This window comes from Bacillus sp. NPDC060175, from assembly GCF_042728695.1.
Taxonomy (GTDB): Bacteria; Bacillota; Bacilli; order Bacillales; family Bacillaceae_G; genus Bacillus_A.
Genome location: NZ_JBHWYR010000005.1, coordinates 112,117 through 124,211, shown reverse-complemented (window position 1 = coordinate 124,211; position 12,095 = coordinate 112,117). Strand labels below are relative to the sequence as shown.

The 12,095-nt window shown below is 37.2% G+C and carries 12 protein-coding genes; all 12 read left to right on the top strand.

Features of this window, described 5'->3' with window-relative positions:
- Positions 1 to 34 precede the first annotated feature (34 nt).
- The 12 genes from ACFWDE_RS04680 (at position 35) to ACFWDE_RS04625 (ending at position 12,093) form a co-directional block, all read left to right on the top strand.
- On the top strand, positions 35 to 1,135 hold the full coding sequence (locus tag ACFWDE_RS04680; protein WP_002145827.1) for a leucine dehydrogenase: 1,101 nt from the start codon (positions 35 to 37) through the stop codon (positions 1,133 to 1,135).
- A gap of 87 nt (positions 1,136 to 1,222) precedes the next feature.
- A complete protein-coding gene (gene buk / locus ACFWDE_RS04675; RefSeq protein WP_002145828.1) occupies positions 1,223 to 2,326 on the top strand; it encodes a butyrate kinase in 1,104 nt (367 codons plus the stop codon).
- 4 nt (positions 2,327 to 2,330) lie between these two features.
- Positions 2,331 to 3,752 (top strand): dihydrolipoyl dehydrogenase, encoded by a 1,422-nt coding sequence (gene lpdA, locus ACFWDE_RS04670; RefSeq protein ID WP_002033960.1) that lies wholly within the window; start codon positions 2,331 to 2,333, stop codon positions 3,750 to 3,752.
- A gap of 27 nt (positions 3,753 to 3,779) precedes the next feature.
- On the top strand, positions 3,780 to 4,781 hold the full coding sequence (gene bfmBAA, locus ACFWDE_RS04665) for a 3-methyl-2-oxobutanoate dehydrogenase subunit alpha (RefSeq protein WP_215554134.1): 1,002 nt from the start codon (positions 3,780 to 3,782) through the stop codon (positions 4,779 to 4,781).
- 13 nt (positions 4,782 to 4,794) lie between these two features.
- The gene (bfmBAB, locus tag ACFWDE_RS04660; RefSeq protein WP_002122394.1) at positions 4,795 to 5,778 is read left to right on the top strand and encodes a 3-methyl-2-oxobutanoate dehydrogenase subunit beta; all 984 of its coding nucleotides are present in this window, start codon (positions 4,795 to 4,797) and stop codon (positions 5,776 to 5,778) included.
- A 15-nt stretch (positions 5,779 to 5,793) separates the two neighbouring features.
- Positions 5,794 to 7,113: a dihydrolipoamide acetyltransferase family protein gene (locus ACFWDE_RS04655; protein WP_377890408.1), complete on the top strand. Its 1,320-nt coding sequence runs from the start codon at positions 5,794 to 5,796 to the stop codon at positions 7,111 to 7,113.
- Positions 7,114 to 7,452: 339 nt separating this feature from the next.
- Positions 7,453 to 8,631: an FtsW/RodA/SpoVE family cell cycle protein gene (locus tag ACFWDE_RS04650; protein ID WP_002138272.1), complete on the top strand. Its 1,179-nt coding sequence runs from the start codon at positions 7,453 to 7,455 to the stop codon at positions 8,629 to 8,631.
- A gap of 104 nt (positions 8,632 to 8,735) precedes the next feature.
- On the top strand, positions 8,736 to 9,440 hold the full coding sequence (locus ACFWDE_RS04645; RefSeq protein ID WP_002033965.1) for a DUF421 domain-containing protein: 705 nt from the start codon (positions 8,736 to 8,738) through the stop codon (positions 9,438 to 9,440).
- A 70-nt stretch (positions 9,441 to 9,510) separates the two neighbouring features.
- Positions 9,511 to 9,975 (top strand): NUDIX hydrolase, encoded by a 465-nt coding sequence (locus ACFWDE_RS04640; RefSeq protein WP_377890405.1) that lies wholly within the window; start codon positions 9,511 to 9,513, stop codon positions 9,973 to 9,975.
- Positions 9,976 to 10,098: 123 nt separating this feature from the next.
- Positions 10,099 to 10,506, top strand: a complete 408-nt coding sequence (locus ACFWDE_RS04635; RefSeq protein WP_377890403.1) for a YjdF family protein — start codon at positions 10,099 to 10,101, stop codon at positions 10,504 to 10,506.
- A gap of 143 nt (positions 10,507 to 10,649) precedes the next feature.
- Positions 10,650 to 11,063, top strand: a complete 414-nt coding sequence (locus tag ACFWDE_RS04630; protein WP_219921080.1) for a BrxA/BrxB family bacilliredoxin — start codon at positions 10,650 to 10,652, stop codon at positions 11,061 to 11,063.
- 250 nt (positions 11,064 to 11,313) lie between these two features.
- Entirely contained in the window at positions 11,314 to 12,093 is a 780-nt protein-coding gene (locus ACFWDE_RS04625; RefSeq protein ID WP_377890401.1) for a transporter substrate-binding domain-containing protein, read from the top strand.
- Positions 12,094 to 12,095: the final 2 nt, after the last annotated feature.

Sequence of the window (12,095 nt, the reverse complement as noted above, 5' to 3'; positions counted from 1 at the left end):
CCAAATAGGGTAAAACAATTAGGGGGAAACGACAATGACATTAGAAATCTTCGAATACTTAGAAAAATATGATTATGAGCAAGTGGTATTTTGTCAAGATAAAGAATCTGGTTTAAAAGCAATCATTGCAATCCATGATACAACACTTGGACCAGCTCTTGGTGGAACAAGAATGTGGACATATGATTCTGAAGAAGCGGCGATTGAAGATGCATTGCGTCTTGCAAAAGGGATGACATACAAAAATGCAGCAGCTGGTTTAAACTTAGGTGGTGCAAAAACAGTAATTATCGGTGATCCACGTAAAGATAAAAGCGAAGCGATGTTCCGTGCATTAGGACGCTACATTCAAGGACTAAACGGACGTTACATTACAGCTGAAGATGTTGGTACAACAGTAGATGATATGGATATTATCCATGAAGAAACTGATTTTGTAACAGGGATTTCACCATCATTCGGTTCTTCTGGTAACCCATCTCCAGTAACTGCATACGGTGTTTACCGTGGTATGAAAGCAGCTGCAAAAGAAGCGTTCGGTACAGATAACCTAGAAGGAAGAGTAATTTCTATTCAAGGTGTTGGTAACGTAGCATATCACCTATGCAAACATTTACACGCTGAAGGAGCAAAATTAATCGTTACAGATATTAATAAAGAAGCTGTACAACGTGCAGTAGAAGAATTCGGTGCAACAGCAGTTGAGCCAAATGAAATTTACGGTGTTGAATGTGATATTTACGCACCATGTGCATTAGGCGCAACAGTTAATGATGAAACTATTCCACAACTTAAAGCAAAAGTAATCGCAGGTTCTGCAAATAACCAATTAAAAGAAGATCGTCACGGCGACATCATTCATGAAATGGGTATTGTATACGCACCAGACTATGTTATTAATGCAGGTGGCGTAATTAACGTAGCAGACGAATTATATGGATACAATAGAGAACGTGCATTAAAACGTGTTGAGTCTATTTATGACACAATTGCAAAAGTAATCGAAATTTCAAAACGCGATGGCATAGCAACTTATGTAGCAGCAGATCGTCTAGCTGAAGAGCGCATCGCAAGCTTGAAAAACACTCGTAGCACATACTTACGCAACGGTCACGACATTATTAGCCGTCGCTAATCATTCATATACAACTTTTACGAAAGGTGTGGTTACCTCTTATGAGGTTTCCACTTCCTTTTAAATTTATTAGTGGAGGTAGCAACATTGTCCTTAAATCGAATTCTTGTTATTAATCCGGGTAGTACATCCACAAAAATTGGTGTTTTTGATAATGAAAGACCCGTTTTAGAAGAAACAATTCGTCATGATGAAGAACAGATTGGAAAATATAAGCGAATTATCGATCAATATGAGTTTCGAAAAGAAACAATTTTAGAAGTTCTACATTCTCATGGTATTAACATTTCAAAATTGAACGCTGTTTGTGGGCGTGGTGGATTACTTCGTCCAATCGAAGGTGGCACGTACACAGTAAACGATGCAATGTTAGAAGATTTAAAAAACGGATTTAGCGGTCATCACGCTTCAAATCTCGGAGGCATTCTAGCTTATGAAATCGCTTCTGGATTAAATATTCCTGCATTCATTGTGGATCCTGTCGTTGTAGATGAAATGGAGCCAATTGCTCGTATTAGCGGTATTGCTGGTATGGAACGTAAAAGTATTTTCCATGCATTAAACCAAAAAGCGGTTGCTCGTAAAGTAGCAGATGAATTAAATCACAAATATGAGGATTTAAATTTATTAGTTACACATATGGGCGGCGGTATTACAGTTGGTGCTCATAAAAAAGGAAAAGTTATCGATGTTAATAATGGCTTAAACGGAGAAGGACCATTTAGTCCAGAGCGTGCTGGTACAGTACCGGTAGGACAATTAGTTGAAATGTGTTTCTCTGGTGAGTATTACCGAGACGAAATGGTTAAAAAACTTGTCGGACAAGGTGGACTTGTAAGTCTTATCGGTACAAACGATGCAATTAAAGTAGAGAAAATGGTTGAAAAAGGTGATCCTGAAGCAACTCTTATTTATAAAGCAATGGCATATCAAGTTGCAAAAGAGATTGGCGGAGCTAGTGCTGTACTTCACGGGAAAATCGATGCAATCGTATTAACTGGTGGACTTGCGTACAGTAAAATTCTTGTCGATGAAATAAAAGAACGTGTTCACTGGATTGCAGATGTTATCGTACATCCAGGAGAAGATGAATTACAAGCGTTAGCAGAAGGGGCACTTCGTGTATTGCGTGAAGAAGAAGCGCCGAAAGAGTATGTTGTAAGAGAAAAACAAACAGTAGCTAGGGGTTGAGATAATGGCAAGAGAATATGATTTAGTCATCGTTGGCGGCGGTACTGGTGGATATGTTGCTGCTATTCGTGCATCACAACTAGGGTTAAAAACTGCACTTGTTGAAAAAGAAAATCTTGGTGGTACTTGTTTACACAAAGGATGTATTCCTAGTAAAGCTCTTTTACGTAGTGCGGAAGTATACGCAACTGCTAAAAAAGGAGAAGAGTTCGGGGTTATTGCAAGTAATGTAGAACTAAACTTTGCTAAAGTACAAGAGCGTAAAGAGAAGATTGTAACGCAGCTTCATAAAGGCGTTCAGCATTTAATGAAACAAGGTAAAATTGATGTGTTTGAAGGTATTGGCCGTATTCTTGGCCCATCTATTTTCTCTCCAATGCCAGGTACAATTTCAGTTGAACTTGCAAGTGGAGAAGAGAATGAAATGTTAATTCCAAAAAATGTACTTGTTGCAACAGGTTCTCGTCCAAATTCATTACCTGGATTAGAGTTAGACGGAGAGTATGTAATGTCTTCGGATCATGCCCTAAAAATGGAAACGCTTCCTAGTTCGATCATTATCGTTGGTGGCGGTGTAATCGGTATTGAGTGGGCATCTATGCTTGCTGACTTCGGTGTAGAAGTTACAGTATTAGAGTATGCGAAAAACATATTACCATTAGAGGATAATGACGTTTCAAAAGAGATGCAGCGTCTATTCAAGAAAAAAGGTATTAAAGTGGTAACTGGTGCAAAAGTATTACCAGAAACATTGGTAAAAGATAATGGAGTAACAATTCAAGCTGAACATAACGGTGAGAATAAAGCATTTAAAGCAGAAAAAATGCTTGTATCTGTAGGAAGACAAGCCAATACGCAAAATATGGGCTTAGAGAACACAGATATTGTTGTGGAAAAAGGATACATTCAAACAAATGAGTTTTATCAAACGAAGGAATCTCATATTTACGCAATTGGAGATGTAATCGGTGGCCTACAACTTGCTCACGTTGCTTCGCATGAAGGAATTGTTGCGGTAGAACATATTGCTGGTAAAGAAGTTACACCAATTGATTATTCTATGGTATCGAAATGCGTATATAGCAGTCCAGAAGTTGCTTCTGTTGGTTTAACAGAACAAGAAGCGAAAGAAAAAGGCTATAAGTTAAAAGTAGGTAAATTCTCATTCCGTGCAATCGGAAAGGCACTTGTATACGGAGAATCAGACGGTTTTGTAAAACTTGTAGTTGATGAAGAAACAAATGACATTCTTGGTGTTCATATGATCGGGCCACATGTAACAGATATGATTTCTGAAGCTGGCCTTGCAAGAGTACTTGATGCAACACCTTGGGAAGTAGCACATACAATTCATCCGCATCCATCATTATCTGAGGCGATTGGTGAAGCTGCATTAGCTGTAGATGGAAGAGCGTTACACGCATAAAAATGTGGATTTAGGAGGTTATGAAAAATGGCAGAAGTAAAAGAAAAGCGCCATGAAGAGCTTGGCTTAAGTGATGAGCAAGTATTAGAGATGTATCGTACGATGTTACTTGCGCGAAAAATCGACGAACGTATGTGGTTATTAAATCGTGCAGGTAAAATTCCATTCGTAATTTCTTGTCAAGGACAAGAGGCTGCACAAGTTGGCGCATCATTCGCTCTTGATAGAGAGAAAGATTATGCATTACCATACTACCGTGATATGGGTGTTGTATTAGCGTTTGGTATGACAGCTAAAGAGCTTATGTTATCTGCTTTCGCGAAAGCTGGAGATCCAAACTCTGGTGGTCGTCAAATGCCTGGTCACTTCGGTCAAAAGAAAAACCGTATTGTTACAGGTTCATCTCCAGTAACAACACAAGTACCTCATGCAGTTGGTATTGCATTAGCTGGAAAAATGGAGAAGAAAGATTTAGTAACGTTTGTTACATTCGGAGAAGGTTCTTCCAACCAAGGTGATTTCCATGAAGGTGCAAACTTTGCTGGTGTACACAAACTACCTGTTATTTTCATGTGTGAAAATAATAAATATGCAATCTCTATTCCGGTTGAAAAACAATTAGCATGTAAAAACGTATCAGATCGTGCAATTGGTTACGGTATGCCAGGATATACAGTAGACGGAAACGATCCGCTTGCAGTATATAAAGCTGTAAAAGAAGCAGCAGACCGTGGCCGTCGTGGTGAAGGCCCGACTTTAATTGAAGCAGTATCATATCGTTTAACAGCACATTCTAGTGACGACGATGATCGTGTTTACCGTGATAAAGAAGAAGTAGAAGAAGCGAAGAAAAAAGATTCAATAATAACATTTGCAGCTTATTTAAAAGAAGTTGGCGTGTTAACTGAGGAATTTGAAAAACAAATGTTAGATGAAATTATGCATATCGTAAACGAAGCAACAGAATATGCAGAAAATGCTCCGTATGCAGCACCTGAAGATGCATTGAAGCACGTATACGCAGAATAGGGGGGAACGTTTCATGGCTGTAATGTCTTATATTGATGCTATTACATTAGCAATGCGCGAAGAAATGGAACGCGATGAGAAAGTATTCGTATTAGGAGAAGATGTTGGTAAAAAAGGTGGCGTATTTAAAGCGACACACGGTTTGTATGATCAATTTGGTGAAGACCGTGCGCTTGATGCACCGCTTGCAGAATCTGCAATTGCTGGGGTAGCAATTGGTGCGGCAATGTATGGTATGCGTCCAATTGCTGAAATGCAGTTTGCTGATTTCATCATGCCAGCAGTAAACCAAATTGTTTCTGAGGCAGCAAAAATTCGTTATCGTTCTAATAATGATTGGACTTGTCCAATTACAGTGCGTGCGCCATTTGGCGGCGGTGTTCATGGTGCATTGTATCATTCACAATCTGTAGAAGCGATGTTTGCAAACCAACCAGGTTTAAAAATTGTTATCCCTTCTACACCATATGATGCAAAAGGCTTATTAAAAGCTGCAATTCGTGATGAAGATCCAGTATTATTCTTTGAACATAAGCGTGCATATCGCTTAATTAAAGGTGAAGTGCCAGAAGATGACTATGTATTACCAATCGGAAAAGCAGATGTGAAACGCGAAGGTGATGATATTACTGTTATCACTTACGGATTATGTGTTCACTTTGCTCTTCAAGCAGCTGAGAAGTTAGCACAAGATGGAATCTCTGCACACATTCTTGATTTAAGAACGGTATATCCGTTAGATAAAGAAGCGATTATTGAAGCAGCTTCTAAAACAGGTAAAGTTCTTCTTGTAACAGAAGACAACAAAGAAGGAAGTATTATGAGTGAAGTGGCAGCGATTATTGCTGAAAATTGTCTGTTTGATTTAGATGCGCCAATCGCACGTCTTGCAGGCCCAGACGTTCCGGCAATGCCATATGCACCAACAATGGAAAAATTCTTTATGGTAAATCCAGATAAAGTTGAAAAAGCAATGCGTGAACTTGCGGAATTTTAATCGGGGGGACTATACATGGCTGTAGAAAATATCACAATGCCTCAGCTCGGGGAGAGCGTTACAGAGGGTACAATTAGTAAATGGCTCGTTAATGTTGGCGATCACGTAAACAAGTATGATCCGCTTGCAGAAGTAATGACGGACAAAGTAAATGCCGAAGTACCATCTTCTTTCACTGGTATTGTGAAAGAGTTAATAGCTGGCGAAGGTGAGACGTTAGCTGTAGGTGAAGTTGTTTGTGTCATTCAAGTAGAAGGCGCAGATGAAGTAGCAGCAACAACTGTAGAGGAAAAAACGAAAGAAGAACCAAAAGCAGAAGTAACTACGCCTGAAAAAGCACCGAAGGCAAAACAGCCAACTGATGGAAAACCACGTTTTTCACCAGCTGTGTTAAAACTTGCGGGTGAGCATAACGTTGATTTAGATTTAGTAGAAGGTACGGGGGCAAATGGCCGTATTACTCGTAAAGATATTTTAAAGCTAGTGGAATCTGGAAATATTCCGCAAGCAGGTGCGAAGAAAGAGGAAGTTGTTGCGGTAGCAGCGCGTCCAGAAGCACCAAAATCAGCGGCAGTAGCACCGGTAGCGTCAAAAGTAGAAGCTGCAAAACCAGTTTCTGTGCCGACAATGCCTGGAGATATCGAGATTCCGGTAACAGGTGTGCGTAAAGCAATTGCAGCAAATATGTTACGCAGTAAACACGAGGCACCTCATGCTTGGATGATGATTGAAGTAGATGTGACAAACCTTGTGTCATACCGTAACTCAATTAAAGGCGATTTCAAAAAGCGTGAAGGCTTTAACTTAACGTTCTTTGCTTTCTTCGTAAAAGCAGTAGCACAAGCGTTAAAAGAATATCCTCAAATTAACTCAATGTGGGCTGGCGATAAAATCGTTCAGAAGAAAGACATTAATCTTTCTATCGCTGTTGCAACAGAAGAAGAGTTATTTGTACCAGTAATTAAGCAAGCGGACGAGAAAACAATTAAAGGTATCGCTCGTGAAATTACAGAACTTGCAGGAAAAGTACGCACGAAATCGTTAAAAGCGGACGAAATGCAAGGCGGAACATTTACAATTAATAACACAGGATCATTCGGTTCTGTTCAATCCATGGGCATTATTAATTACCCACAAGCGGCTATTTTACAAGTTGAATCAATTGTAAAACGCCCAGTAATTATGGATAACGGTATGTTCGGTGCTCGTGACATGGTTAACTTATGTTTATCACTTGATCACCGTGTACTTGATGGTTTAATTTGTGGTAAATTCTTAGGACGTGTAAAAGAAATTTTAGAAAACGTGTCAGAGAACAATACATCTGTATATTAATAAAAAGCTCGCATTTGCGAGCTTTTTATTATTTCATTTCTTCATTTGTATCCTACTATATGTACAAACCTTTCCCAGTAATCTTACAATGAATGATCATGTATTAGGAATTTGCGAAAATACATTGCTGATATATGGTATATAGATATAAAATAAGAAAAGAATAATTTTTTTGGCAAATCTTACTGACGAAACTGTAGTATAATATATTGTATTGTATGAAAAAGAGAGTTATTCTATATAAGTGTTTTATAGATAATGTGTAATCAGTCGTCAAAACATGAAGAATGTTGACTCCTGGTTTTTTATTTTGCTGTAACAATGTTTCAGGAGGATGTCATGAAAAGAAGTACCGAGTTTTTAAAAAGTTTAGATGTAAAATTAATTTTAATTTTGTGTGCATTATGTGTTACAAGTATAACGGCTATATATAGCAGTCAGCAAACTGGACAATATGGGGCTGAGAATTTTGCTCTGAAACAAGGTGTTAACTACATAATTGGGATTGTAATGTTACTTCTTGTTGCAAGTGTTGATTCAGATCAGCTACAAAAACTATCTTGGCCATTGTATATTGCTACATTTGCTTCGATTATTTTGTTGAAGATATTACCAGTTTCAAACTTTACACCTGAAATACTTGGGGCGAAAAGATGGTTTAGGTTTCCGGTAATTGGATCTATTCAACCGTCGGAGTTTTTCAAAATTGCACTGGTTATGTTAGTAGCAAATTTAGCAGTAAAGCATAATGCACAGTATATGGTTCGAACATTTAAAACAGACCTAATATTAATAGGAAAGGTAATGTTAGTAGCTATTCCTCCTACGGCTGTTGTATATAGCCAACCGGATACAGGTATGGTGTTCTTATATGCTGCTGCAATTGCATGTATTTTATTTATGTCAGGTATTCAGAAGAAATTGATAGCGTTATGTACAATTATTCCGGTGACCATAGTATCTGCGTTAATATTTATTTACGTAAGGTATGAGGATTTCTTCTTTAATAATTTAGTTACTTTACTAAAACCTCACCAACAATCACGAATTTTAGGTTGGTTAGATCCATTTGAACATACAGATCAAGGCTATCAAACACAGCAATCGATTTTAGCTGTAGGTAGTGGAGGTATGGAAGGGAAAGGATTTGGTGAAGGGAACGTCTATATTCCAGAGAAACACACTGACTTTATTTTCGCTACAATTGCCGAAGAAGGTGGATTTATAGTAGCGGCGTTAGTTGTGTTCTTGTTCCTGTTACTACTATATCGAACAATTATTATCGGTTATTCTGCTGATAATTTATTTGGTACATTATTATGTGCTGGATCAATAGGAATACTAACGGTTCAAATATTCCAAAATATTGGTATGATCGTTGGATTAATGCCTGTAAAAGGGATTGCATTACCTTTCTTATCGTATGGGGGAAGTTCCTTATTCTCGAATATGATTATGATGGGGCTCATATTATCGGTACGGAAAACGTATAAAAAATATATGTTTTCAGTTAAGTAAAAAAGCTGGTTCGTTTTTAAACGAACCAGCTTTTTTACATATATGCTCCTAAACGTTGCAAACTAAAACAGACTAGCAGTTTGGGATGTAAGGAGTGCAAAGTGATGCATATGCATATTTTTGAAGGAGCACGGCATCTTTCTAACGGTGAATGGGTTGTTCGAGCTATTATAGCGTACACATTTTTAATATTAGTTGCGAAATCGATGGGACAAAGATCCATCGCACAACTTCGCTTTTTAGATGTTGTATTAGTGTTATTACTTGGTGGGAATATTTCTAATGCGCTATCTGATGAAAAGGTCGGATTACTCGGTTCAATGATTACAACTTTTATACTAGTTGTACTTCATATTATAAGCTCTGTTTTAATGTTGAAATGGGATAGATGGAGACGCTTTTTAGAGCCTGCACCTATTATTCTTATACACAATGGTGCCATTGATTTTAGCAATTTGAAAAAGGCGAGAATTACGGCGGAATATTTATTTTCGGAACTTCGCATGCGAAATGTGAGCGATATTCAAACGATTAAATTAGCATTATGGGAAGCAAGTGGTGTTGTTTCTATATTTCAGTATCCAGAATATGAAGCAGTTTCTCGGCTTGATCTTAAAGTGGCGGGGAAAAAATCTCCAGTTGCTTTTATTTTAGTGAAGGATGGAAGAATTCAGCAGGACGTTCTCGCTTTAGTAGGAAAAACAGAAGAGTGGGCGAAAGAGTTTTTAGAGAAGAATGCAGAAATTGAATCCATTATGTTAGCTACAGTAGATGAAGCACATAAAATAAATATTTTGTTAAAAAAATGAAAAATATACGCATTTTGTCGTTTCATACATATGATACAATAGTGTGGACAACGAAAAAGGAGGCGATACGATGGGATATGTAGAAGAATTACGAAAAATAGTTGGTCATCGCCCTTTAATTTTAGTTGGTGCTGTTGTACTCGTTATAAATGAAAGTGGATATGTATTATTACAGCAAAGAACAGAGCCGTACGGAAAATGGGGGCTGCCTGGTGGGCTAATGGAGTTTGGTGAATCACCAGAGGAAACAGCTTACCGTGAAGTATACGAAGAGACAGGAATAGAAGTAAAGAATTTGCGATTAATCAATGTATTTTCTGGAGCGAACTATTTTACAAAATTAGCAAACGGTGATGAATTTCAATCCGTAACGACAGCCTATTATACGGATGAATACGAAGGTGATTTTGTTATGAATAAAGAAGAAGCGGTTCAGCTTAAATTCTTCCCAGTAACAGAACTACCTGACTATATTGTAGGATCGCATAAAAAAATGATTGTTGAATATATGAAGATTATGGAAAAAAGGATATAATAATAGTGAAAGAAATACAAAAACACAGTTCTGGTCGGTAGTCCAGACGCATGATTTCATGTCAGTAACCTTCCCCTCCGGGATGTCCAGTATTTCTAATTTTTTTTAAAGGAGGGGCTGTCAATGGATTTGACAGTATATCACGATGGTCAATTTTTTGTAGGAATTATTACGCATAAAGAAAAAGGGAAATTGTATGGAGCAAGGTATATTTTTGGAATGGAACCATCAGATGAGGAAATACTTATATTTGTGAATGGTCCAATGTTAGCATATTTCCAGCACGTCGCAAAATGCGGTGTGGAAGTTAAAGAAAAACTGCGTTCCAAAAATATAAAACGTATCATACGACAAGCGGCAAAAGAAGTAAATGTAAAACGTTTTACAAAGGCGCAAGAAGCAATTAGTTTATCTTATGAACTGCACAAACAAGATAGGAAAGTGCAATCTAAAGAGAGACGAGAAGCAGAAAAGCAGCGAAAACGTTTTATAAAAGTACAAAAAGCAAAGCAAAAGCATCGTGGCCATTAAGAAAAGGTGTTAGAGCAAGAGCTCTAACACCTTTTCTATGCCCAAATACAAGTAAGTTTACTTGTATTTCATAAACATTAACTGGTAAGATACAAATAGGTAATTTTAGAGGAGGGAAAAGATTGATTAACTTTAACTTTTTTATGAATGATGTTGTCCGTCAAGCGCGTGAAGAGATTGTCTCTGCTGGATATACAGAATTGACGACGCCGGAAGCAGTAGAAGAAGCATTTAAAAGAAATGGTACAACACTTGTAATGGTAAACTCTGTATGTGGTTGTGCAGGTGGCATTGCTCGCCCTGCTGCTGCGCATTCCGTACATTATGATAAACGTCCTAACCATCTTGTAACGGTGTTTGCAGGTCAAGATAAAGAAGCAACAGCAAGAGCACGTGAATATTTCGAAGGATATCCACCTTCTTCTCCATCATTTGCTTTGTTGAAAGATGGAAAAATTGTAACGATGGTAGAACGTCATGAAATTGAAGGTCATGAACCAATGCAAGTCATTGCGAAATTACAATCTTATTTCGAAAATAATTGCGAAGAACTATAAATAAGCGAAAAGGCGGTACGTCCACGATCAAGTGGATGTACCGCCTTTTTTTATTTAGAATTCAAAATGCTGAAACATGCATAGGTTTTTCTTTTTATGCATGTTTTTATACATGAGAAACGTTATTATTAATGCCATTTTATTTATTTTTATTTTATATATTGCATAAAAATAAAACTACTGATACAATACAAACATCGAATAAATATTCTATTAAACTTTTAAATATACATTATTAGGGGGAAGAAAGATGAAGAAGTTAGTATCAATATCATTTGCACTTATTTTAATTGTAAGTATGTTCAGTGCTTGTAGTAATGGGGAAGAAAAGGCGAATGGCAAAAATAAAAAAGTACTAGTTATGGGGACTTCAGCAGACTATAAACCGTATGAATACGTGGAAGCTTCAAAAAGTGATGAAATTATCGGCTTTGATGTTGATATTGCAAAATATATCGGAAAAGAACTTGGGTATGAAGTAAAAGTGAAAGATATGGATTTTGGAGGATTATTAGCATCTCTTAGCTCAGGGAAAGTTGATTTCGTTATGGCAGGTATGACGCCAACTGCAGAGCGTAAAAATAATGCTGATTTCACAGATATTTATTTTGTTGCTAAAAATATGATTGTTTCAAAAAAAGGCTCTAATATTAAATCATTAGAAGATTTGAAAGGAAAAAAAGTAGGGGTACAAACAGGATCAATCCAAGAAGAAAAAGCAGAAGAATTTAAAAAACAAGTCGATTTCAAAGCTGAGGGACGTGACCGTATACCAGAAATCGTACAAGAAATTAAAGCTGGTCGTTTTGACGCTGCAATTATAGAAGACACAGTTGCAAAAAATTATTTAGAAAAAATGAAAGAACTACAAGGAATTGAAATTCAAGAAGCACCAGAAGAAGTAGGTGCAGCAATTGCTCTTGCGAAAAACAGTGATAAAACAGAAGAATTTAATAAAGTAATTAAGAAAATGCAAGAAAATGGAGAAATGGATAAATTAGTGAAGAAATGGTTTGGCAGCGGAAAATAAGC

Coding starts and splice junctions, on each gene's coding strand:
- ACFWDE_RS04680 (WP_002145827.1), top strand. CDS start 35: ATGACATTAGAAATCTTCGAATACTTAGAAAAATATGATTATGAGCAA.
- lpdA (WP_002033960.1), top strand. CDS start 2,331: ATGGCAAGAGAATATGATTTAGTCATCGTTGGCGGCGGTACTGGTGGA.
- bfmBAA (WP_215554134.1), top strand. CDS start 3,780: ATGGCAGAAGTAAAAGAAAAGCGCCATGAAGAGCTTGGCTTAAGTGAT.
- bfmBAB (WP_002122394.1), top strand. CDS start 4,795: ATGGCTGTAATGTCTTATATTGATGCTATTACATTAGCAATGCGCGAA.
- ACFWDE_RS04655 (WP_377890408.1), top strand. CDS start 5,794: ATGGCTGTAGAAAATATCACAATGCCTCAGCTCGGGGAGAGCGTTACA.
- ACFWDE_RS04650 (WP_002138272.1), top strand. CDS start 7,453: ATGAAAAGAAGTACCGAGTTTTTAAAAAGTTTAGATGTAAAATTAATT.
- ACFWDE_RS04645 (WP_002033965.1), top strand. CDS start 8,736: ATGCATATGCATATTTTTGAAGGAGCACGGCATCTTTCTAACGGTGAA.
- ACFWDE_RS04640 (WP_377890405.1), top strand. CDS start 9,511: ATGGGATATGTAGAAGAATTACGAAAAATAGTTGGTCATCGCCCTTTA.
- ACFWDE_RS04635 (WP_377890403.1), top strand. CDS start 10,099: ATGGATTTGACAGTATATCACGATGGTCAATTTTTTGTAGGAATTATT.
- ACFWDE_RS04630 (WP_219921080.1), top strand. CDS start 10,650: ATGAATGATGTTGTCCGTCAAGCGCGTGAAGAGATTGTCTCTGCTGGA.
- ACFWDE_RS04625 (WP_377890401.1), top strand. CDS start 11,314: ATGAAGAAGTTAGTATCAATATCATTTGCACTTATTTTAATTGTAAGT.